The sequence below is a fragment of the Streptomyces sp. NPDC102270 genome (assembly GCF_044766405.1).
In the GTDB taxonomy this organism is placed as follows: domain Bacteria; phylum Actinomycetota; class Actinomycetes; order Streptomycetales; family Streptomycetaceae; genus Streptomyces.
Window position 1 is genome coordinate 101,477 of sequence record NZ_JBIWLX010000015.1, and the last position, 20,569, is coordinate 122,045.

At 72.0% G+C, this 20,569-nt stretch carries 19 protein-coding genes and 2 pseudogenes; 5 read left to right on the forward strand and 16 right to left on the reverse strand.

Going from position 1 to position 20,569, the window contains the following annotated elements:
• The first annotated feature begins 338 nt into the window (after positions 1-338).
• On the forward strand, positions 339-794 hold the full coding sequence (locus ACIRP7_RS30385; protein WP_403665692.1) for a pyridoxamine 5'-phosphate oxidase family protein: 456 nt from the start codon (positions 339-341) through the stop codon (positions 792-794).
• A gap of 4 nt (positions 795-798) precedes the next feature.
• Here ACIRP7_RS30385 and ACIRP7_RS30390 read toward each other — a convergent pair whose 3' ends face one another.
• A complete protein-coding gene (locus ACIRP7_RS30390) occupies positions 799-1,704 on the reverse strand; it encodes an aldo/keto reductase (protein WP_403665694.1) in 906 nt (301 codons plus the stop codon).
• 53 nt (positions 1,705-1,757) lie between these two features.
• Entirely contained in the window at positions 1,758-3,548 is a 1,791-nt protein-coding gene (locus tag ACIRP7_RS30395) for a bifunctional sugar phosphate isomerase/epimerase/4-hydroxyphenylpyruvate dioxygenase family protein (RefSeq protein WP_403665696.1), read from the reverse strand.
• Between the two features lie 254 nt (positions 3,549-3,802).
• Here ACIRP7_RS30395 and ACIRP7_RS30400 point away from each other — a divergent pair, with 254 nt between their 5' ends.
• Positions 3,803-4,597: an IclR family transcriptional regulator gene (locus ACIRP7_RS30400; RefSeq protein ID WP_403665698.1), complete on the forward strand. Its 795-nt coding sequence runs from the start codon at positions 3,803-3,805 to the stop codon at positions 4,595-4,597.
• Positions 4,598-4,672: 75 nt separating this feature from the next.
• On the opposite strand, the pseudogene ACIRP7_RS30405 reads toward ACIRP7_RS30400, so the two are convergent.
• From ACIRP7_RS30405 to ACIRP7_RS30430, 6 genes and pseudogenes are all read right to left on the reverse strand, one after another.
• Positions 4,673-5,095: pseudogene (locus tag ACIRP7_RS30405) on the reverse strand (pyridoxamine 5'-phosphate oxidase family protein).
• The gene (locus ACIRP7_RS30410; RefSeq protein WP_403665700.1) at positions 5,070-5,954 is read right to left on the reverse strand and encodes an NAD(P)-dependent oxidoreductase; all 885 of its coding nucleotides are present in this window, start codon (positions 5,952-5,954) and stop codon (positions 5,070-5,072) included. Before ACIRP7_RS30410 ends, ACIRP7_RS30405 begins: the two are co-directional and overlap by 26 nt.
• Positions 5,955-6,132: 178 nt before the next feature.
• Complete coding sequence (locus ACIRP7_RS30415) at positions 6,133-6,876, reverse strand: tRNA-dependent cyclodipeptide synthase (protein WP_403665703.1); 744 nt, start codon at positions 6,874-6,876, stop codon at positions 6,133-6,135.
• A 138-nt stretch (positions 6,877-7,014) separates the two neighbouring features.
• Complete coding sequence (locus ACIRP7_RS30420; protein ID WP_403665705.1) at positions 7,015-8,337, reverse strand: aldehyde dehydrogenase family protein; 1,323 nt, start codon at positions 8,335-8,337, stop codon at positions 7,015-7,017.
• 117 nt (positions 8,338-8,454) lie between these two features.
• Positions 8,455-9,624: an RNA polymerase sigma factor gene (locus ACIRP7_RS30425; protein ID WP_403665707.1), complete on the reverse strand. Its 1,170-nt coding sequence runs from the start codon at positions 9,622-9,624 to the stop codon at positions 8,455-8,457.
• Positions 9,624-9,980 carry a YciI family protein gene (locus ACIRP7_RS30430; protein ID WP_403665709.1) on the reverse strand — a complete coding sequence of 119 codons (357 nt, stop codon included), beginning with the start codon at positions 9,978-9,980 and terminating at the stop codon, positions 9,624-9,626. The genes ACIRP7_RS30425 and ACIRP7_RS30430 overlap by 1 nt, the downstream gene beginning before the upstream one ends.
• 93 nt (positions 9,981-10,073) lie before the next feature.
• On the opposite strand from ACIRP7_RS30430, the gene ACIRP7_RS30435 reads away from it, so the two are divergent.
• The gene (locus ACIRP7_RS30435) at positions 10,074-11,120 is read left to right on the forward strand and encodes an acyl-CoA dehydrogenase family protein (protein ID WP_403665711.1); all 1,047 of its coding nucleotides are present in this window, start codon (positions 10,074-10,076) and stop codon (positions 11,118-11,120) included.
• On the opposite strand, the gene ACIRP7_RS30440 is transcribed toward ACIRP7_RS30435, so the two are convergent.
• The 7 genes from ACIRP7_RS30440 to ACIRP7_RS30470 form a co-directional block, all read right to left on the reverse strand.
• Positions 11,117-11,932, reverse strand: a complete 816-nt coding sequence (locus ACIRP7_RS30440) for an alpha/beta fold hydrolase (protein ID WP_403665713.1) — start codon at positions 11,930-11,932, stop codon at positions 11,117-11,119. The genes ACIRP7_RS30435 and ACIRP7_RS30440 overlap by 4 nt on opposite strands.
• Positions 11,933-11,991: 59 nt before the next feature.
• Entirely contained in the window at positions 11,992-13,137 is a 1,146-nt protein-coding gene (locus tag ACIRP7_RS30445; protein WP_403665715.1) for an LLM class flavin-dependent oxidoreductase, read from the reverse strand.
• Positions 13,138-13,169: 32 nt separating this feature from the next.
• A complete protein-coding gene (locus tag ACIRP7_RS30450; protein WP_403665717.1) occupies positions 13,170-14,378 on the reverse strand; it encodes an SfnB family sulfur acquisition oxidoreductase in 1,209 nt (402 codons plus the stop codon).
• A gap of 6 nt (positions 14,379-14,384) precedes the next feature.
• Positions 14,385-14,939: an NADPH-dependent FMN reductase gene (gene ssuE, locus ACIRP7_RS30455; RefSeq protein WP_403665719.1), complete on the reverse strand. Its 555-nt coding sequence runs from the start codon at positions 14,937-14,939 to the stop codon at positions 14,385-14,387.
• Positions 14,940-15,006: 67 nt separating this feature from the next.
• Positions 15,007-16,224, reverse strand: coding sequence for an acyl-CoA dehydrogenase family protein (locus ACIRP7_RS30460; RefSeq protein WP_403665721.1), 1,218 nt, complete (start codon positions 16,222-16,224; stop codon positions 15,007-15,009).
• A 13-nt stretch (positions 16,225-16,237) separates the two neighbouring features.
• The gene (gene sfnG, locus ACIRP7_RS30465) at positions 16,238-17,347 is read right to left on the reverse strand and encodes a dimethylsulfone monooxygenase SfnG (RefSeq protein ID WP_403665723.1); all 1,110 of its coding nucleotides are present in this window, start codon (positions 17,345-17,347) and stop codon (positions 16,238-16,240) included.
• Between the two features lie 134 nt (positions 17,348-17,481).
• Positions 17,482-17,565: a putative leader peptide gene (locus tag ACIRP7_RS30470; RefSeq protein ID WP_350760414.1), complete on the reverse strand. Its 84-nt coding sequence runs from the start codon at positions 17,563-17,565 to the stop codon at positions 17,482-17,484.
• A gap of 138 nt (positions 17,566-17,703) precedes the next feature.
• Here ACIRP7_RS30470 and ACIRP7_RS30475 point away from each other — a divergent pair.
• Positions 17,704-18,659: pseudogene (locus ACIRP7_RS30475) on the forward strand (LysR family transcriptional regulator).
• A gap of 9 nt (positions 18,660-18,668) precedes the next feature.
• Here the strand turns inward: ACIRP7_RS30475 and ACIRP7_RS30480 are convergent.
• Positions 18,669-18,857 carry a hypothetical protein gene (locus ACIRP7_RS30480; RefSeq protein WP_352386039.1) on the reverse strand — a complete coding sequence of 63 codons (189 nt, stop codon included), beginning with the start codon at positions 18,855-18,857 and terminating at the stop codon, positions 18,669-18,671.
• Positions 18,858-19,016: 159 nt separating this feature from the next.
• Here ACIRP7_RS30480 and ACIRP7_RS30485 point away from each other — a divergent pair, with 159 nt between their 5' ends.
• Positions 19,017-20,543: an SDR family oxidoreductase gene (locus tag ACIRP7_RS30485; protein WP_403665725.1), complete on the forward strand. Its 1,527-nt coding sequence runs from the start codon at positions 19,017-19,019 to the stop codon at positions 20,541-20,543.
• Positions 20,544-20,569 lie beyond the last annotated feature (26 nt).

Below are 20,569 nucleotides of genomic sequence, written 5' to 3' on the forward strand. Positions count from 1 at the left end.
CCCGAGCGGGGCCCTGCCGTCGCCCCCGCGCGGCAGGCAACGACGGCCGGTGGGACTACGGCCCCATGGAGACGCGATATTCCGGGCGCCGGGCAGATGGCCGTACGTGGCCGGGTGACCCAGGGCCGCGCTGTCAGGGTCCGCTGCCGCACCGCGCGAGCGTTCCGCCGTCTCCGACCCGCGGACGGTGACGACTAACGAGGGCGGGACTCGGCGACGCGTCAGGGACCGCGCCGCAGGCATGCCCCCGGCCGCGCCGGCGGTTTCGGCGCCTCGGTCCGTGGGCGTAGGGCCCCGGACCGAGGCGCCGGGGCGGGGCGGCCGGTAGCGTCCCGGCCATGACGATCACCGAGAGCCGCAGCCTCGAACAGCGCAAGCGTGACGTACTGGCCCGTCTGGAGCGGGAGACGGACATCTGGGTGGCCTCGGCGGACGCCGACGGGCTGCCGTGTCTGGTCGCGCTGTGGTTCGCCTGGGACGGCGAGTCCGTCTGGCTGTCCACCCGGATCACCAATCCCACGGGCCGCAACCTGCGCGACGGCGGCCGCACCAGGCTGGCGTTCGGGGACACCCAGGACGTCGTGCTCATCGACGGGAAGGTGCGGACGTATGGCGGGACGGACGTGCCGGCCGCGGCGATCGAGCTGTTCCACGGAAAGACGGGCTGGGATCCGCGTGAGGACAGCGCCTCCTACTCCTTCTTCCAGGTGCGTCCGCACACGGTGCAGGCCCTCAACGGCGTGCACGAGATGCACGGGCGGCATGTCATGGAGGACGGCGTGTGGGTCGTGTGACCGCTCAACCGGCCTTCCGGTGCAGTGAGTCGAGCGTGTCCCGTTCCTCGTCGGTGAGCCGGACGGCACCCGCCGCGATGTTCTCGGTGAGGTGATCGGGGTTGCCGGTGCCGGGGATGGCGAGGACGTGCGGGCCCTGGGCGAGGGTCCAGGCGAGCCGTATCTGGGCGGGAGTCGCGCCGTGTGCCCGCGCGACCGCCAGGACCTCCTCGTCGTGGCCGGAGGCGGCGCCGTGGGGGCCGCTCTCTCCCGCGATCGCGTAGAACGGCACGAAGGCGATGCCCTGTTCACCGCAGATCCGCAGGATGTCGTCGGTGCCGGGGTTGTGGGAGTCGAGCCCGAACCGGTTCTGCACGCACACCACCGGCGCGATCGCCTGTGCCTCGGCGAGATGGCGGGGCTCGACGTCGGAGATGCCCAGGTGCCGGATCAGGCCCGCCTCTCGCAGTTCGGCGAGGGCCCCGAAGTGCTCGGCGATCGAGTCCTGGCGCATTCGGCGGAGGTACACCAGGTCGAGGTGGTCGCGGCCGAGCTGGCGGAGGTTCTCCTCGACGTGGCCGCGCAGGTCTTCCGGTCGGGCCGAGGTGCCCCACTCGCCGGTGTAGTCCCGGAAGGGCCCGACCTTCGCGGCGATGACGAGGTCGTCGGGGTACGGGGACAGCGCGCTGTTGATGATCTCGTTGGCGGAGCGCAGCGAGGAGAAGTAGAAGGCCGCCGTGTCGATGTGGTTGACGCCGAGCTCCCTCGCCTTGTGCAGCACGGCGATGGACCGCTTCCGGTCGCTGGGTGTGCCGAGATGGAAGGCCGAGCTGCCGGTCAGCCGCATCGCGCCGAAGCCGATGCGGTTGACGGTGAGATCGCCGAGTGTCCAGGTGCCTGCCGCGTCCGCGGTGATCGTTTCGGTGGTCATCGGCGGATGATGACACACCTCCGGCTGGTCCCCCGCCGGCATTTCCCGAACTCCTACCTCCGCTGGGCGGCCAGCCGGATGGGCGCGTTGGCCGCCCCGAAGCCGGTGTAGCCGCCGGAGCGCTGCACGAACTCGAAGAAGACACGGCCGACCGTCCCGGTGTAGCAGTGCCGGAACTCGCCGCCCCGCTCGTCGCGGTCGTAGAGGATGCCGAGCTCGCGATACGTCTCCAACTCCCCCTCGGCGAACTCGAACCGGGCCTCCAGGTCGTCGTAGTAGTTCGCCGGGACGTGCAGCAGTCCGGCTCCGTCCGCCCGGAAGCGACGGACCGCGGCGACGATGTCGTCGACGGCGAACGCCACGTGCCGGGCCCGTGTCTCACCGTCCTCCTGCGGCGCGGGCGCGAGGTTGAGGACCAACCGGGGCCCGTCGGAGGAGGCGGACAGGGCACGGCTGCGGAACAGGCCGTAGGGGTCGGCGAGTTCGACGGTGTCGTGCGGACTGAGGCCCAGCACCGTGCGGTGGAAGAGCACCGACTCGTCGAACTGGTGCCAGGGCTGGGTGAGCGCGAGATGGTCGATGGCGGTGACGACACCGTCGAACTCGGCGGGCCCGCTGCCGGTCGTGTCCGCGAAGTCGTCGGTCCAGCTGGGGAGTTCGGGGCGTCCGGTCGCGCAGAACAGGACTTCGGTGCCGTCCGGGGCCGCGATCGACTCCAGGGGAACGTCCTGTGCGCCGCGGCGCTTGGGCAGGGCGGGCGCGAGCAGGGCTTCCGCCCGCCGCGCGGAGGCCGCCGGATCGGCCGTCTCCAGGCCTACGGCGGCCAGGGTGGTGTCGGTACGGCGGCCCGCGGTGCCCGTGTTGACCAGGACGCGGGCACCGCCCTGCTCCCAGAGGTCGACCGGCTTGCCGTGATGACGGGCGGTGCGGGTGAAGCCGAGAGCCGTGAGGAGCTCACCGACGGGCTCCGGGTCGCTGGTGGCGAGTTCGGCGAAGGCGACGCCGGAGGGGATCACGGGGGCCGGGAGCGGAGAGACTCCGGCGTTCGCCTCCAGGGCTAGCAGGGAGCGCAGTCCGTCGAGCGCCGTGCGGCCCGCGTCCGCCTGGCGGAAGACGTCGTTGAAGACCTCCAGGGACAGGGGGCCGTCGTATCCGGCGCTCAGGACGTGCCGCAGGAGTCCGGCGACGTCGAATCCGCCCTGGCCGGGGAAGCAGCGGTAGTGGCGGCTCCACTGGAGGACGTCCATGGCCATCAGCGGGGCGTCGGCGAGCTGGAGGAAGAAGATCTTCTCGCCGGGGATGTCCTCGATGCCCTTCGGGTCCGAGCCCCGGGACAGGATGTGGAAGCTGTCCAGGCAGGTGCCGAGCGCCGGATGGCCCGCGGCGTCGACGATCCGCCAGGCGTGGTCGTACGTACTGACGTGCCGCCCCCACGCCAGTGCCTCGTAGGCGACCCGGATGCCGGACTCCTGGGCCAGGTCGGCGAGGCGGCTCAGCTGCTCCGCGGCGAGGGCGTCGTCGTCCACGGCCTGCGGGGCGACGCTGGAGCAGACGAGGACGGTGTCGGCGCCGAGCCTGCGCATCAGCTCGAACTTGTGCCGGGCACGCCTGAGGTTGCGGGCGAAGGTCTCCTCCGGGACGGCCTCGATGTCGCGCATCGGCTGGTAGAGGTCGATGCTCAGGCCCAGGTCGGCCGTGCGGGCGGCGATCTCCTCGGGGGCGAGGGGGCTCGCGAGGAGGTCGTTCTCGAAGATCTCGACGCCGTCGAAGCCGGCCCGTGAGGCGGCCGTCAGTTTCTCGGTGAGGGTGCCGCTGAGGCAGACGGTGGCGATGGACTTGCGCATGCTCACTCCCGAGGTGTCACACATACTCGCTCCCGGCCGGACCATGTTCCCGTCGGACTCCCAAGGACCACCAGATGGTTCAATCGATCCACTGTACGGTCAGACTAGGTGCCCCAGGCTCCTGGAACAAGGGCACGTCGACCGGAGAGGGCAGCCACCAGCGGCTTCTTGGGCGTCGCGGTTTGCTTGGTCCGCACAGCGGACTACGGTCGGAAGCGACACCGGACGAGGGCAGACATGCGGGGAGGCAGCGGGTGAGCGACGGACAGCGGCGGGCGGAGGGCGACGCCGACCAGCACGCGGGCGGGGTGCGCAGTGTGCGGCGGGCCTTCGACATCCTCGCCCTGCTCACCGAGGACCGGCCGGTGATCACCCTGCGGGAGATCACCGAATCGACGGGGCTCGCCAAGACGACCGCGCTGCGTCTGGTGCAGACCCTGGAGGAGAGCGGCCTGCTGGGCTCGCACCCGTCGGGGTACACCGCGGGGCCCGCGCTGTGGCGCTGGGCCTATCTCGCGCGCAGCCAGTGGGAGGTACCGCAGGAGACTCGGAAGGTCATGCGCGATCTGGCGGACCGGCTGGGCGAGACCGTCAATCTGTTCGTCGCCCGGGGCGTCCAGCGCATCTGCGTCGCGCACGAGGAGAGTCCGCACCCGCTGCGCCATGTCGTCGACGTCGGCGACGAGCAGCCGCTGTGGGCGGGCGCCTCCTCGAAGATCCTGCTGCGGGGCGCCTCCGAGGCGTTCCTGCGCCGGGTCGCCGTCGCCTCACCGCAGGGCGAGGCACAGGTCGAGCGGCTGCGGGCGTGGGTCGCGGAGGCCGCCGAGCGCGGCTACGCCGTCAGCAGCAGCGAGTGGGACGAGGGGCTCACCGCCGTGGCGGTACCCGTCACCGGCCGCACCGGCGAGGTCGTGGCGTCCCTCTCCCTCAGCGGCCCCAGCCACCGCTTCCCCTACGAGGCCGTCGAGCGCTTCGCCACGGAGCTCGCCGAGGGCGCCCGCCTGATCTCCGGCCAGGGCTTCAGCCACCCGCTGAGCAGCGGCGTCTGACGCACGGCGGCCCAGGGCTCCACCGCGTCGACGGGCGGGCGAGGGTGCGGTCGCGCCCTCGCCACGGTTCCCTCCTCACCCGGAGTCCTGGTCGCTGTCCTTCATCTCGCCCCAGCCGTGCCGGCGCTCGACCTCGATCCAGGCGCTCACGCGGCCCCGGGCCCGGCCTCCTTGTCCTCGTACGTCTCGGTCACGCGGCCGATGAGCGTGATGTGCGCGTACCAGTTGTCGCCGTCCAGGACGGTGAGGGTGACGAGGGTCGCGGCGCAGGTGCTTTTGCCGGACCCGGCCCTCGTCCAGGTTGATCAGGACACGGCCGTCCTCCCAGAGGTACCAGGTGGCGGCCGATACCGGTGTGCCGTCGGAACGAAGGGTCGCCGTCACACAGGGGTTGGGGCGCCGGAGCAGTTCGACGGCCTCGGGCGGCAGCGGGGGCTTGGACGCGAAGGGGTCCTCCTCGGGATCCTCGGGTTCAGGCGTTCTCGTCGAAGCTCGCATAGTAGGCGGCGGCCATGTCCTCGTCACCGTGCCCCTGGGCGGCGGCACGTTCGAAGCGCTCGGCGCTCGCGGCGGCCACGTCCAGGCGGACTCCGCCCCGCTCACCGGCCTCGACGATCAGCCGGGCGTCCTTGGCGGCGGTGGAGACCGCGAACTGGGCCGGTGACAACCGGCCGCCCAGGACCATGCCCGCCTTGGCCCGCAGGTAGCCCATGTCGAGGGGGCCGCCGTCGATGGCGTCGAAGAAGCCCTGCGGGTCCACGCCGAGGGCCTTCGCGAGGGCGAGGACCTCGCCGGCCGCGTTGGTCACCGCGAGCACCCAGCTGTTGGCGACCAGCTTCAGCCGGGTCGCGCTGCCCTCGGCGCCGTCCTCGCCGGTCCACACCGTGCGGGCGCCGACCGCCTCGAAGACGGGAGTCACCGCCCCGCGGCCGTCGACCGGTCCGGCCGCGAGGACCAGCAGCTGACCGGCCTCGGCGGGCTGCCGGGTGCCGAGGACGGGCGCGTCGAAGAAGACCAGCCGGTGCTCGCGGGCGAAGGCCGCCAGGTCGGCGATCGCCTCGATGCCGACGGTGGTCGACTGAACCCAGGCGGCGCCCGGACGGAGCCCATCGGTGGCCTGGCGCATGACGTCCAGGGCCGCGGGGCCGTCGTACAGCATGGTCAGGACGACATCGGCGCCGCGCACGGCCTCGGCGGGGCTGTCGGCGATCTCGACACCGTCGGCGGCCAGCGGCTGTGCCTTGCTCGCGCTGCGGTTCCAGGCGCGGACGGCGTGTCCGGCGCGGGCGAGGTTGCGGGCCATCGCGGCACCCATGATGCCGGTGCCCAGGACGCTCACGGTGAGCTTGTCGGTCATGACGTCAACTCCATGCGGGGGTACGGATGTCTGTCAGGAACCGAGCTTGCCGGAAGCGGCGCGGATCGGCCCGTCCAGCCACGCCTGGCGGCCGTCGAGCATCGGGTTCGAACGCTCCTGGGCCGACGCGGCGGCGGGCTTGCGGGCTACGTCCCGGTCGCGGCCCCCTGACAGAGGGTCACCGCATGGCCGGGAGGGGTTCCACCGTGACGAATCCCTGGGTGGCCACGGCCGGGAGCGGTGCGTTCGGGCCGTAGAAGAAGCCGGCGAGGGCCGGGGTGGCACGGTAGGCGAAGACGGACGTCGGTACGCCGAGGATGGCCGGGGTGTCGAGGAGGGAGGGGAGCTCGCGGTCCAAGTACTCGGTGCCTGCGGTCAGTTGGTCGGCGCTTGGGGTCCAGTCGGTGGGCATGGTGGTGCGCAGGACGCCGGTGACCATGCGGGTGCAGGTGGCGTGGAACGCGGGCTGCTCCTGGTGGGCTCGGGTGACGCGTTCGAGGGCGGTGCGGTAGGCCGGGGTGTCGTAGAAGGCGGAGAACCGCGCGACATGCAGTCGGCCCGGGTCGATCCGCGCGGTGGTCACGGCGCGGGAGATCCGGTTGGCCGTCTGGCGTACGTCGCGGTGCGCACGGGCGCGGGCGTGCCGGGGTTCGTAGCCGCGGCCGAGGTAGGTGCAGGCGACGGTCTCGGGGCCGGGGTGGGCGATCTCGACCCGGGTGAAGCGGGCGGCGGCCCAGCGCAGCAGCGCGACGAGCCGCTCCTCGGAGAAGTAGCCGTTGCCGGGGCTGATCCCGAGGAAGACGTGGTGTCCGGCGTCGAGGAGGCCCGCGCAGCGCTCGGAGAAGGGGGTGGCGAGGAAGCCGTCCCCGCGGCGGGCCCCGGTCGAGGGTGCCCAGGTCGTCGGGATCGCCCAGTCGTCCATCGTGAGTTCCCCCGTCTTCACATCTCCCGCGCGGGCGGTGCGCCGCTGGTTCTCCGGTCGCGGTCGCCGCTGTCGAGAGACGAAGCAGCCGGCGGCCCCGTAGGTTCGCCGCGCACCGCACCGCACCGCGTGCGGTGACTAGCCGAGCGGCTTCTCCAGGATCGCCTTGCGGTGGCTGAAGGTCTCGATGGAGTAGCGGCCGTGGTAGTTGCCCATGCCGCTCTCGCCGACCCCGCCGAACGGCAGGTCGGAGACGGTGAGATGGGCGAGGGGCAGGCCGTGGCCGAGACCGCCGGAGGAGGTCTCGTCGGCGATGCGGCGCTGGGTCGTGTCGGAGTCGGTGAACACGTACAGCGCGAGGGGCTTGTCCCGGTCGTTGATGAAGTCGATGGCGGCGTCGAGGCCGGGGACGGTGACGATCGGCAGGATCGGGCCGAAGATCTCCTCCCCCATCACCGGGGAGTCGGGGTCCACGTCGGCGAGGACGGTGGGCGCGATGTACTTGCTCGTGCGGTCGCTCGTGCCGCCGACGACCGTGCGGCCCGAGTCCAGCAGTCCGGTGAGCCGGTCGAAGTGCCGTTCGTTGATGATGCGGCCGTACTCGCCGGAGTCGGCGGGGTCGCTGCCGTACAGCTTCTCGACGGCGCTCGCGAGCAGCGGCTCCAGGGCGGCCGCGGTGTCCGGGTCGGTCAGGACGTAGTCGGGGGCGACGCAGGTCTGCCCGGCGTTGAGGAACTTGCCGCGGGCCAGGCGGTCGGCGACGACGGTGAGGTCGGCGTCGCGGTCGACGAACGCCGGGGACTTGCCGCCGAGTTCGAGGGTGACCGGGGTCAGATGCTCGGCGGCGGCGCGCAGGACGACCCGGCCGACCGTGCCGTTGCCGGTGTAGAAGATGTGGTCGAAGCGCTCGGCCAGCAGGGCCGTGGTCTCCGGGATGCCGCCCTCGACGACGGCGACGGCGTCCGTGTCCAGGTAGGCGGGGAGCAGCCGGGCCACGGCGGCGGAGGTGGCCGGGGCCAGCTCGCTGGGCTTGGCGACCACCGCGTTGCCGGCGGCGAGGGCGCCGACCACCGGGGCGAGCAGCAGCTGGGCCGGGTAGTTCCAGGGCGCGATGACGAGGACGACGCCGAGCGGGTCGTACTGCGTCCGGGCGGTCGCGTCGGCGCCGAGGTGGGCCGGGACCGGGGCGGACTCGGGGCGCAGCCAGTCGGCGAGGTGGTCCAGGGTGTGGTCGATCTCGCGGATCGTGAAGTCGATCTCGGTGCGGAAGGCCTCGGTGGAGCTCTTGCCCAGGTCTGCGTGGAGGGCGGCGGCCAGCTCCGTGCCCTTCTCCGTGAGCATCTCGCGCAGGCGGCGCAGCTGCGTCGTACGCCATTCGACGGGCTTGGTGCGGCCGCTGCGGAAGGTGGCGCGCAGTCGGGCGACGACGTCGGCGGGCTGCTCGGGGGCGGGGTGGTTCACGGATGCCTCGCTGGGGTGCGCGGGCCTTGCGGCCACTCTCGACGGTCAGATGTATATTGCAACCTTTTCCCCTCCGGGCGCATTCCAGGCCACCGCCCATACTTTTCGTGAGGGGGGTCACAGCGCGCGGCGGCGGCGTTCGAGATACGTGCGCTCCGCCGGGTTCTCGGTGAGTTCCGCCGCCTTCGCGTAGGCGTCCGCGGCTTCCGTCTCGCGACCGAGCCGACGCAACAGGTCGGCCCGGACGGCGTGCAGGACGTGGTAGCCGTCGAGGTCCAGCGCGTCCACCAGGACGAGGGCCCGGCCGGGTCCCTCGGTCTCGGCCACGGCGACCGCGCGGTTGAGGGCCACGACAGGGCTCGGCGCGACGGCCATGAGCTGGTCGTACAGTCGGCGGACCTGGTCCCAGTCGGTGGGCGCGTCGCTGTGGACGGCCTGGATGGCGGCCTGGATCTGGTACGGCCCCGGTTGGTTCCGGCGCAGACACCGCCGTACGAGCGACTGGCCCTCGGCGACGAGCGCGTGGTCCCAGCGGTCGGGGTCCTGCTCGGACAGCGGTACGAGTGCGCCGTCGGCGTCGGTGCGGGTGGCCCGGCGGGACTCGATGAGCAGCATCAGCGCGAGCAGACCGGTGACCTCGGGCTCGTCCGGCATCAGCTCGGCCAGCAGACGGCCCAGGCGTACGGCTTCGGCGCACAGTTCGGGGGTGCCGCCGTAACCCTCGTTGAAGATGAGGTAGACGACGGCGAGCACTCCCGCGATCCGGTCGGGGAGGTCGGCGTCGCGGGGGACGCGGTAGGGGATGCGGGCGTCGCGGATCTTGGCCTTGGCTCGGACGAGGCGCTGGGCCATCGTCGGCTCGGGGACCAGAAAGGCGCGGGCGATCTGCGCGGTGGTGAGGCCGCCGAGCAGACGCAGGGTGAGGGCGACCCGGGCCTGCGGGGCGAGCGCGGGGTGGCAGCAGGTGAAGACGAGGCGGAGCCGTTCGTCGCGCACGGGGTCCTCCTCGGGCGGTGCGTCGGGGGCGTGCAGCAGGGCGGCCTCGGCGTGGCGGGTCTGCCTGGTGGACTCGCGGCGCAGCCGGTCGATCGCGCGGTTGCGGGCGGTGGTGATGATCCAGCCGGCCGGACTGGGCGGCACACCGGTCTCCGGCCAGCGCCGTACAGCCGTGGTGAAGGCGTCCTGGACCGCTTCCTCGGCGAGGTCGATGTCGCCGAGGAAGCGGACGAGGACGGCGACCGCGCGGCCGTACTCCTCGCGGAAGACGCCCTCGATGTCCGGGGTCATCAGTCCTCGGACTCGTGCTGGAAGGGGCGCACCTCGATGGGCAGGGTGGTGGCCAGGGCCGCCTTGCGCCCCCATTCCAGGGCCGCGTCCAGGTCGGGTGCCTTCACGATGCACAGGCCGCCGAGCTGTTCCTTGCCCTCGGCGTAGGGCCCGTCGGTGATCAGCACGTCGCCGTCGCGGGGCCGCAGCACGGTCGAGGCGTCGGGGCTGTGCAGTCCCCCGGCGAAAACCCAGGCCCCGGCCTCGCGCAGCTCCTGGTGGAAGGCGTCGAGCCGCTTGCCGATCTCGGCCAGCTCCTCGGGAGCGGGCACCTCGTCCCAGCCGGGCTGCATGACGTTGAGCAGGTAGTACTGCATGTCGGTCTCCTCCTGTGAGTCTGTCTCACCTCCTACACGAACGGCACACCCCCGGATCGACACCGCGCGCGGCGGGATCGGGAGAATCTGTCCATGACCACCGCACCGCATCCGCTCCTCGCCACCGCCCGCGCCCTCGCCGACGGCCTCCTCGCCCCGCACGCCGCCCGGGTCGACCAGGAGGGGGTGCCCGTGGGACACCTCGACGCGATCAGACGCTCGGGGCTTCTCGGGGTGAGCGCGCCGAGGGAGTACGGCGGTGCGGGCGCCCCCGACGCGGTGGCGCGGGAGGTCCAGGAGATCCTCGCCGGGGCGTGCTGCTCCACCTGGTTCGTGCAGACGCAGCACCACTCGCCGGTGCGGATGCTCGCGCAGTCGGCTCTGCCGGTGCGGGAGCGGCTGCTCGGGCCGCTGGCGACCGGTGAGTCGCTGGCCGGGATCGCGTTCGCGCACGTCCGCGCGTTTCCGCGGGTGCCGGTGCGGGCGACGGCCGAGCGGGGCGGCTGGCGGTTCGACGGGAGGGTGCCCTGGTACACGGGCTGGGGCCTGAACGACGTGATGCTGCTGGCCGGGGTGAGCGAGGCGGACGAGGTGGTCTTCGCGTTCACCGAGGCTTGCGAGCAGCCGGGAGTGCGGGCGTCGCGGCCGATGCGGCTCGCTGCGCTCACCGCGGCCCGGACGGTCTCCCTGGAACTGGACGGCCTGTGGCTGCCCGAGGACGCCGTGGTGCTGCGCACCCCGCAGGAGAAGTTCGCGCTGGTGGACCGGCCGCGCAACACCAACGCCTCCCCCGCCGTCTTCGGCGTGGCCTACGCGGCGCTCCACCTCCTGGAGGAGGCCGGGGAGTCGAAGACCGCGGGTGCCCTGCGCGGCCGCCTCGACGAGGTGCGCGGGCAGGTGTACGCGCTGGCCGAGCATCCCGTCCCGTACGAGCGCGTCCCGGAACGGCTCGCGCTCAAGACGCGGTCGTACGACCTGATGCGGGCCGCCACGACGGCGGCCGTGGTGGCAGGGGGCGGACGGGCCATGGATCTCGGCGGTACGGCCCAACGGCTGTTCCGGGAAGGGATGTTCCTGCTCGTGCAGGGGCAGACGGCCGAGGTGCGGCGGGCGCATCTGGACGCGCTCACGGAGAGCTAACCGAGGAGGACCTCGATGAGTTCGGCGGGTGCGTCCTCCTGGACGAGGTGTCCGGCGCCGGCGATGAGTTCGAGGCGCGCTCCGGGGATGCGGGCCACGAGTTCGCGCCCCTTGTCCGCTGGGATCCAGGTGTCGTCCTCGCCCCAGCACACCAGGATCGGGATCGCGATCTCGCCGTACCTGTCCTGCACTTCGTCGGTGTGGCGCTGGTCGGCCTGGGCGATCTGGCGGTAGAAGGCAGCTTGGCCGGTGTCGCCGAGCCAGGGTTCGACGAGCCGGTCGTGGACGGCGGGGTGCAGGCCGGGGCTGCTGGCCGAGCTGACGTACTCGCGGACGAGGGCCCGGTGCAGGGCGGGCGGAAGTTGGTCGAAGACCTCGGAGTGCTCGCCGACGAGCCGGAAGAACGACGTTCCCCAGGGGGCCAGTGCGACCGGGTCGACGAGGGTGAGCGAGTGGTAGCGGGCGCCGTGCAGCAGATGGGCCCGCAGGGACACGGCACCGCCGAAGTCGTGGGCCACGACCCGGGGCCGGTCCAGGTCCCAGTGCGCCAGGAGTTCGGTGAAGACCCTGCCCTGGGCCGCCAGGGAGACGTCCTGGCCGGCGGACTTCTCCGAGGCCCCGTAGCCGGGCATGTCCCACACGAACACGTGGTGGCGGCGGGACAGGGCGCGGGCCACGGCACGCCACACGTACGAGGAGAAGGGCGTGCCGTGCAGGAGGACGACCGGGTCACGGCCGGGCTCTCCGAGGCTGTCCCAGCGGACCTCGCCGGAGCTGCTGCGGAAGGTCCTGGTCAACGTCCAGTCGCTCACGGGCTCTTCCTCTCGACGGATGCGCAAGGTCGAACCCGTGAGCGTACGTCGTGACGGCCCTAGCTCGCGAACGGCACCTGCGCCGAGGGCGCGGCCCGCTCCCCGGACGGGTGCTGCCACAGCCCCTGCGCGGCGAGGCGCGGCAGGACGCCCTCGCCGAACCAGTAGGCCTCCTCCAGGTGCGGGTAGCCGGAGAGGACGAACTCGTCGATGCCCAGGGCGTAGTACTCCTTGATCCGCTCGGCGACCTCGTCGTGGCTGCCGACCAGCGCGGTGCCCGCGCCGCCGCGCACCAGGCCGATGCCGGCCCACAGGTTGGGGTGGATCTCCAGTCCGTCGCGGCTGCCGCCGCCGTGCAGGGCGAGCATCCGCTGCTGCCCCTCCGACTCACTGCGGGCGAGCCCTGCCTGCACCGACCTGACGGTCTCGGGGTCGAAGCCCTCCAGGAGGCGGTTCGCCTCGGCCCAGGCCTGCTCGGAGGTGTCGCGGGTGATGACGTGCAGACGGATCCCGAAGCGCAGGGTGCGGCCCTCCTTGGCCGCGAGCCCCCGAATCCAGGCGATCTTCTCGGCGACCTGCGCGGGCGGCTCGCCCCAGGTGAGGTACACGTCGACGTACTTGGCGGCGACCTCCCCGGCGATGGGCGAGGACCCGCCGAAGTACACCTCGGGCACCGGGTCGGGCACGCGCGCCAGTTTCGCGTCCTCGACGTGGAGGTGCTCGCCGTGCAGGTCGACGGTCTTGCCCTCCCACAACCCCCGCACGACGTCGAGGAATTCGCCGGTACGACGGTAGCGGGCGTCCTTGTCGAGGAAGTCCCCGTAGGCCCGCTGCTCGTGGCTCTCCCCGCCGGTGACCACGTTGAGCAGCAGCCGCCCGCCGGTCTGCCGCTGGAAGGTGGAGGCCATCTGCGCGGCGAGGGTCGGCGAGACGAAGCCGGGCCGGAAGGCGACCAGGAACTTCAGCCGCTCGGTGTTCTGGCTGACCATCGCGGTGGTGAGCCACGCGTCCTCGCACCAGGCGCCGGTGGGCGTGAGCGCCCCCACGAAGCCCAGGTCCTCGGCCGCCCGGGCGATCTGGCTCAGGTAGGCGACCGTCGGCGGCCGGTCCCGTCCGGAGACGGTGGCGGGCGTGCCGTGACCACCGCCAACGACATGGCGGCTGTCGCCGTTGGTCGGCAGGAACCAGTGGAAGGTGAGGGACATGGGGGTCTCCGATCGGAAAGGTCCGCTGTTCGCTACAGGAGGCCGTGCCGGGGCGGCCGGGTGCCGCTGAGCACGTACCTGCCGATGTGCTGGATCTTCCAGCGGGCCGGGTCGTGCAGGGTGTGGGTCCGGGCATCGCGCCAATGCCGGTGCAGGTTCAGGGAGTTGAGGGCCGAGCGGGTGCCGGCCACCTCGAAGAGGGCGCTCGCGACCTCCACCGCGGCCTGTGCCGCCTGCACCTTGGCGGCGGCGACCGCGATGGACGCCTCGGCCGCCGAGTCGTCGGTGAGGTCGGCCCGGGCGGCTTCCACGGCCCGGGCGGCCTCCCGCAGCAGGGCCTCGGACGCCCTTGTCTGCAGGGCCAGTTCGCCGAAGCGCTGGATCAGCAGCGGGTCCTCGGCGGCCGTGTCGACACCGCTCTCGAACCACGGGCGGCTCTTCGTCCGGACGAACTCCGCCGCCTCCGCGAGTGCGCCCCCGGCGAGCCCGGTATCGATGGCGGCGTGCAGCAACTGGGCGACGGCTCCGTGGAGTTGGGGCCCTTCGAAGGTGAGGTGGTGGGGCAGGACCCGGTCGGCGGGGACTTCGACGCCTTCGAGGCGGACGGTGCCGCTGGCCGTCGTACGCTGGCCGAGACCGTCCCAGTCGTCGATCACCGCGAGGCCGGGGGCGTCCGCGGGCACGTAGGCGACGTACAGCTTGTCGTCCTCGGCGCGGGCCAGCACCGGGATCCAGTCGGCGAACAGGGCGCCGGTGGAGTAGTGCTTGACGCCGTCGAGGCGGTACGAGCCGTCCGGCTGCGGGTGCAGTCGGGTGCGGATGTCCTGGACGTGCTTGGTTCCGGCCTCGGACTGCGCGTTGCCGAAGCGGCGCCCGGCGAGCAGTTCGGCGAAGAAGAACTTCCGCTGTTCCTCGGTGCCCTGACGGCGGATCACGTTGGCATAGACGAAGTGGCTCTGCGGGAGCTGGGAGAGGCTCGCGTCGGCGGAGGCGAGCAGCCGGAAGATCTCGGCGAGGGTCGGCGCGCTCACGTCCGCTCCCCCGTGCTCGGCGGGGACGGTGACGGCGAGCAGCCCGGAGGCGGAGAGACGGTCCAACTCCTCGCGGGGCAGCCTGCGTTCTGCGTCCCGGGCGGAGGCGCCGACGCGGAACTCCGCGGCGAGCGACGCGGCGACCGCGAGGGCCTCCGCGTCGTCGGCGATCACGTGGGCCGGCCCGTGGGCTGTCCTGTGGCCTGTCATGGGGGATCAGCCCGCCGCCGCCAGCACCGGCCGCCGTCCCAGCGCGGTCGAGAACTGGTCCACGACCAGGGTGAGCGCCTCGGTAGCGGTGGGCGTGATGCTCAGCGTGCCGTCGTCCTGCACGCTGATCTCCTTGTCCAGGGTGAACCAGCCCTGCACGATGTGGGCCGCGCCCATGGAGCTGAGGACCGGCCGCAGCGCGTAGTCGATGGCCAGGACATGGGCGGTGGAGCCGCCGGTGGCCAGGGGCAGTACGGTCTTGCCGGCGAGGGCGTACTGCGGGAGCAGGTCGAGGAGGGCCTTGAGGACTCCGGAGTACGAGGCCTTGTAGACGGGCGTGCCGACGACGACCCCGTCGGCCCGCGCGAAGAGTTCGGTGGCCGCGACGATCGCCGGATGCTGGAAGTCGGCGCCGAGCAGCGCCTCCGCGGGGATGGTGCGCACGTCGAGGGGGATCACCTCGTGGCCCTGCGCGGTCAGGCGCCGGTCGAGGTGGCGCAGCAGCCGGTTGGTGCGGGAGGAGGCGGAGGGGCTGCCGGAGACGGACAGGACGGTGGCCATGGGGTCCTCTTTCGGGGCGGGGAGGCGGGGCGCCCCCGGTTCAGGAGGGGGCGCCCCGGGGAAGCGGTCAGGAGTACCAGGTGGGTTCGGGCAGTTCGCCCTCGAGGACCCAGCGGCCGACCTCGCGCCGCTTGTAGGCGACGGGGTCGTGGAGGGTGTGGGTGCGCACGTTGCGCCAGAAGCGGTCGAGGCCTTCGGCGGTGGCGGTGGAGCGGGCGCCGGTCACCTCGAAGATCCGGCTGGAGATCTCCAGGGCGACGTCGGTGGCGCGGTCCTTCACGGCGGCGACCCGCACCTCGAAGTCGCCGCGGTCCTGCTCGGTGACGGCGTCGGGGTCGTCGTGCAGTTTCTGGCCCTCGGCGGCGACGGCGTCGGCGAGGGCCTCGGCCGCCCAGAGCTTGGCGGTGAGGTCGCCGTAGGTGTCGATGACGTACGGCTCGTCGACCGCCCGCTCGAAACCGCCGTGCAGCCAGGAGCGGGACTTCTCGCGGGTGTAGGTGGCGGCCGTCTCCAGCGCGCCGCCCGCGATGCCGAGGTAGAAGTTGACGAAGACCAGTTGGATGGTGGGGACGTTGAGGGTGTTGTAGACGCGCGGCTGGAACACCTTGTCGACGTATCCGGCCGCGCTCGACCACGGGGTGCGTACGCCGTCGAGCGTGACTCCGCCGCTCTCGGTGAGGCGCTGGCCGATGTTGTCCCAGTCGTCGTGGAAGGTCAGGCCCGCGGAATCGGAGGGCACGATGGCGAAGATGTGCTGGTCGGTGCCTTCCAGGACGCCTTCGAGGACGGTGACGTCGGAGACCTTGCTGCCGGTGGAGAAGGACTTGCGGCCGGTGTAGACGAGGTCGTCGCCGTCCTCGGTCACGACGACGTCCTTGTCGCGCGGGTTGACCGCGCCGCCGAAGAACCAGCGGTTGCGGGACGCCTCGGCCTCCACGTGCTCCCACTGCTCGCGGGTGCCGACCAGGCGGGCGGCCCAGAACCACAGGTAGTGGTAGCCGAGGAGCTGGCCGATGGAGCCGTCGGCCTTGGCGATCTCGCGGACGACCCGGTACGCGGTGGGCCAGTCCTGGCCTCCGCCGCCGTGCTCGGTGGGACCGAGGAGGGTGACGAGGCCGGCTTCCTTGAGGAGCTGGACCTCGGCGTACGGGGTGGCGCCCGCCCGGTCCCGGGCGGCGGCGTCGGTGGCGAGGACGGCGGCGACCTCGGCGGCGCGGGCGATCCAGTCCCGCGCGGTCTCGGGGGCGGGGCGGTGCTGCCAGTCGGTGTTCGTGACGGTGCTCATCTCGGTGACCTCCTCAGACCTGGGCGGGGGTGGACTCGGGAAGCTGGGCCTCCAGCTCACGCACGAGCGGCAGTACGCGCTTGCCGAAGTACTCGACCTCCTCGTGGTAGTGCAGGAAGCCCAGCAGGAGGAGGTCGACGCCGAGCTTCTTGTAGGAGACGATCCGCTCGGCGATCTGCTCCGGCGTGCCGATGAGGCCGGTGCGGAAGCCGTCGTTGTACTGGACGAGGTCCTCGAAGCTGGAGTCCTGCCACATGCCCTTCTTGTCGCCGGTGGACTGTCCGGCCTGCTTCACGGCGGCGCCGAAGCCCTCGACGGCCTCGCTGTCGGCCTTGGCGACGATCTCCCGGAGGGTGTCGCGGGCCTCGGCCTCGGTGTCCCGGGCGATGAGGAAGCCGTTGAGGCCGAACTTCGGTGCGGTGCGCCCGACTTCGGCGGCGGCCTTGCGGACGTCGGTGAGCTGCTCGACCACCCCGTCGAAGTCCTTGCCGTTGGAGAAGTACCAGTCGGAGACCCGGCCGGCCATCTGACGTGCGGCGGTGGAGTTGCCGCCCTGGAAGATCTCCGGATGCGGCCGCTCCTCGGTGTTGAGGGGCTTCGGCTTCAGGGAGAAGTCACGCAACCGGTAGAAGTCACCGGCGAGTTCGGCGTGGTCCTCCGTCCAGATCTTCCGCAGGGCGGTGATGAACTCCTCGGCGCGGCGGTAGCGCTCGTCGTGCTCCAGCCAGGGCTCGCCGAGGGCGGTGAACTCGCCCTTGAACCAGCCCGACACGACGTTCACGGCGAAGCGGCCCTTGGAGAGGTGGTCGGCGGTGGCGCCGAGCTTGGCGAGGACGCCGGGATGCCACAGGCCGGGGTGGACGGCGGCGATGACCTTCAGGCGCTGGGTGGCGAGCAGCAGGGCGAGGCTGAAGCTGGTCGACTCGTGCTGGTACTCGGCGCCGTAGCTGGCCATGTAGCGGACCTGGCTGAGGGCGTACTCGAAGCCGTTGTTCTCGGCGAGGACGGCGAGTTCGCGGTTGTAGTCGTAGCCCCAGTCGGTGCGCTGCTCGATCTTGCTGGTGACGAGTCCCCCGCTGACATTGGGGACCCAGTAGGCGAATTTCACGGGCGCGGCAGGCATGTGTGACTCCTGTTGCGGAATGTTTTCGGGCACGCCGAATTCAAGGGGTGCGCGGGCGCACGGAATTCAGGCGTGGAAACTCTCGAAAGAACCCTCGAAAGAGGGAGAGGCGCGGCGGATCGGAGGGAGGTTGATCAGGCCGCGGCGCAACAGGAGGCGCTGGAGACGCGCGCGAGGTCGACATGGCGTCGCCGCGTGAGGTCCAGTCGCATCTTCATGTCGTCGATCGTGACAGCCGGTGGCGAGAGGCGTCAAGGCAAACCCGACCGGTCTCGTATCGCGGACCATTGAATTTCACGAACGTGTGACAGGGAAACCCTTGAACCGGGCGGGAAATGGCCCGCGTTCTTCGGGGCATGCGGACGGAACAGCTGGAATACATCGCCGCGGTGACGCGGCTCGGCTCACTGCGCCGGGCGGCGGAGGAACTGCGCCTGTCGCAGCCCGCGTTGAGCGAGACCGTGCGGAACCTGGAGCGCGAGCTCGGGGTCGACCTGCTGGAGCGCAAACGGTCCGGGGCGACGATGAGCGCGGAGGGCCGGGAGCTGCTGCCGCACATCGTCGGCGTGCTGGAGGCGGTGGACCGGCTGCGGTCGGCGGCGGGGGAACAGCACCGCATCAGCCGTATGGTCCGCGTCGGCACGGTGAACGCGGCGACCGTGCCGCTGCTCTCCCGGCGGTCGAGAACTTCCGGGCCGCGCATCCCGTCACCCAGGTCGAGGTGGTCGGCGCCCAGCAGAGCGACATCCACCGGGCCCTGTCGGAGGGCGGATTCGATCTCGGGCTGGCCAACCATCTCGACGGCGACGACACACCGGCCGGCTTCGAGTCGACACAGCTCCTGCACGGGCGGCAGGTGGTGTGCCTGGGCCCGGACAGTCCGCTGGCCGCGCGGACGTGTGTACCGGTGGACGATCTGCTCTCCCAGCCGTTGATCGCCATGCGCACCGGCTATGTCATGCACCGCTTCGTGCACCGGCTGCTGGACGGGCGTGACGCGTCCTTCGCGTACTCCACCGACGGGGCGGAGATGGGAAAGCTGATGGTGGCAGAGGGGCTGGGGGTGACCGTGCTTCCCGACTTCAGCGTGGTCGCGGATCCTCCCCCAGCCTCCGGCCGGGGGGACCCCCATTCGCTGCGCTCACGTCAGGGCACGATCACCCACCGGCCGATCGAGGGCGACACGACCCGGGTGCTGCTGATGCTTCAGCGCCGCAGGGCCGAGTCCGTGCCGCGGGCGGCGCGGGACCTGCACGAGGTGTTCGTGCGCCGGGCCCGGCAGCTGGGCGGGACGCTGCCGAGCTCCCTCTGAGGCCGGGTGTCAGTCCTCGTCGCGGCTCGGGACCACCACGAGGAACGCGTCGGACTGGATGTCCATCACCACGGTCGCAGGTTCACCCTGCGCACGCCTTTGCGCGGCGTACTCCTCTGCCGGCCACGATCCGCGCGGAGCTCCTGCAGGGAACCGCTCCAACACCTTCGCGCTCATAGCGGCAGACACCTCCAACATCGCTGACGAACCGTCTCGTACCAGTCCGCTTGCCCGGGATTCGAGCGCACATGTGCACGCCCTGGTGTTTTCGTTCCGGTCGCGTGGTCCGGTCCCGCATCCGAACGAGGTCCGGCGGGAGAAGTGATCACAGGGGGCGACAGGAAGGGCCGACAAGCGATGGACGAGGACGACACGCGCGAGGGACCGCGCTGTCTGGTGACCGGTGCGACGGGATACATCGGCGGGCGTCTGGTTCCCGAGCTGCTCGACGCGGGGTACCGCGTACGGTGTCTGGCCCGTTCACCCGACCGGCTGCGCGACCACCCCTGGGCCGGCCGGGCCGAGGTGGTGGGCGGTGACGTGACGGACGCCGCGTCCGTGGCCCGGGCCCTGGACGGGGTGGACGTGGCGTACTACCTGGTGCACGCGATGAGTTCCGGCAGCAACTTCGAGGACACCGACCGCAGGGCCGCGCGGATCTTCGCCGAGCAGGCCCGGATCGCGGGCGTGCGGCGGATCGTGCACCTCAGCGGACTCACCCCGGCGGGGGTGCCCGAGCAGGAGCTCTCCCCGCACCTGCGTTCCCGCGCCGAGGTGGCCCGCATCCTGCTGGGCTCCGGGGTCCCGACCACGGTCCTGCGGGCGGCCGTCGTCATCGGCTCGGGTTCGGCCTCCTTCGAGATGCTGCGGTACCTGACCGAACGCCTTCCCGTGATGGTCACCCCGAGCTGGGTGCACACCCGCATCCAGCCGGTGGCGGTCCGCGATGTGCTGCGGGCCCTCGTCGGCAGCGCCCGAATGCCGTCGGACGTGAGCCGGGCCTTCGACCTCGGCGGGCCGGAGATTCTCACCTACCGGCAGATGATGCTCAGGTACGCGGCGGTCGCCGGGCTCCCCCGCCGGATCATCCTTCCGGTGCCGGTGCTCACCCCCGGGCTGTCCAGTCACTGGGTGGGCCTGGTGACGCCGGTGCCCGCCTCGATCGCCCGGCCGCTCACCGAGTCCCTGCGGCACGAGGTGGTCTGCCACGAGCACGACATCGCCCGCCACCTCTCCGGCCCGCCCGCCCCTGCGATCGGTTTCGACGACGCCGTACGACTGGCTCTGCAAAGGGTGCGGGAGGCGCGCGTCACCACCCGGTGGTCGTCGGCGTCTGTGCCCGGAGCCCCGAGCGATCCGCTGCCCACCGATCCCGACTGGGCCGGCGGGAGCCTCTACCGCGACGACCGGGAGCTGCAGGTCGACGCCCCGCCCGAGGCGCTGTGGCGGGTCGTCGAGGGCATCGGCGGTGAGAACGGCTGGTACTCCTTCCCGCTGGCGTGGGCGGTACGGGGCCTGCTGGACCGGCTGGTGGGCGGGGTCGGACTGCGCCGGGGGCGCCGGGACGCGGCACGGCTGCGGGTCGGCGACTCGCTGGACTTCTGGCGGGTGGAGGCGATCGAGCCCGGCCGGCTGCTGCGGCTGCGGGCCGAGATGCGGCTGCCGGGCCTTGCCTGGCTGGAGATGGGAGTCACGACCGGCGAGGACGGCGGCACCCGCTACCGGCAGCGTGCCCTGTTCCATCCGCACGGTCTGCTCGGCCATGCCTACTGGTGGAGCGTCTCGCCCTTCCACGCGGTCGTCTTCGGCGGCATGGCCCGCAACATCGCCCGGGCCGCGGCGGGTTCGGCGGCCCGCGATCCGAAGCACCTCCCGGTCCCCTGACCTTCCGGCTCCCTTCCGCACCCCCG

Bases quoted from the DNA above. Each gene is read 5' to 3' on its own strand.
- ACIRP7_RS30385 (WP_403665692.1), top strand. From the start codon at position 339: ATGACGATCACCGAGAGCCGCAGCCTCGAACAGCGCAAGCGTGACGTA.
- ACIRP7_RS30390 (WP_403665694.1), bottom strand. From the start codon at position 1,704: ATGACCACCGAAACGATCACCGCGGACGCGGCAGGCACCTGGACACTC.
- ACIRP7_RS30395 (WP_403665696.1), bottom strand. From the start codon at position 3,548: ATGCGCAAGTCCATCGCCACCGTCTGCCTCAGCGGCACCCTCACCGAG.
- ACIRP7_RS30410 (WP_403665700.1), bottom strand. From the start codon at position 5,954: ATGACCGACAAGCTCACCGTGAGCGTCCTGGGCACCGGCATCATGGGT.
- ACIRP7_RS30415 (WP_403665703.1), bottom strand. From the start codon at position 6,876: ATGGACGACTGGGCGATCCCGACGACCTGGGCACCCTCGACCGGGGCC.
- ACIRP7_RS30425 (WP_403665707.1), bottom strand. From the start codon at position 9,624: ATGACCCCGGACATCGAGGGCGTCTTCCGCGAGGAGTACGGCCGCGCG.
- ACIRP7_RS30430 (WP_403665709.1), bottom strand. From the start codon at position 9,980: ATGCAGTACTACCTGCTCAACGTCATGCAGCCCGGCTGGGACGAGGTG.
- ACIRP7_RS30435 (WP_403665711.1), top strand. From the start codon at position 10,074: ATGACCACCGCACCGCATCCGCTCCTCGCCACCGCCCGCGCCCTCGCC.
- ACIRP7_RS30445 (WP_403665715.1), bottom strand. From the start codon at position 13,137: ATGTCCCTCACCTTCCACTGGTTCCTGCCGACCAACGGCGACAGCCGC.
- ACIRP7_RS30450 (WP_403665717.1), bottom strand. From the start codon at position 14,378: ATGACAGGCCACAGGACAGCCCACGGGCCGGCCCACGTGATCGCCGAC.
- ssuE (WP_403665719.1), bottom strand. From the start codon at position 14,939: ATGGCCACCGTCCTGTCCGTCTCCGGCAGCCCCTCCGCCTCCTCCCGC.
- ACIRP7_RS30460 (WP_403665721.1), bottom strand. From the start codon at position 16,224: ATGAGCACCGTCACGAACACCGACTGGCAGCACCGCCCCGCCCCCGAG.
- sfnG (WP_403665723.1), bottom strand. From the start codon at position 17,347: ATGCCTGCCGCGCCCGTGAAATTCGCCTACTGGGTCCCCAATGTCAGC.
- ACIRP7_RS30470 (WP_350760414.1), bottom strand. From the start codon at position 17,565: ATGAAGATGCGACTGGACCTCACGCGGCGACGCCATGTCGACCTCGCG.
- ACIRP7_RS30480 (WP_352386039.1), bottom strand. From the start codon at position 18,857: ATGTTGGAGGTGTCTGCCGCTATGAGCGCGAAGGTGTTGGAGCGGTTC.
- ACIRP7_RS30485 (WP_403665725.1), top strand. From the start codon at position 19,017: ATGGACGAGGACGACACGCGCGAGGGACCGCGCTGTCTGGTGACCGGT.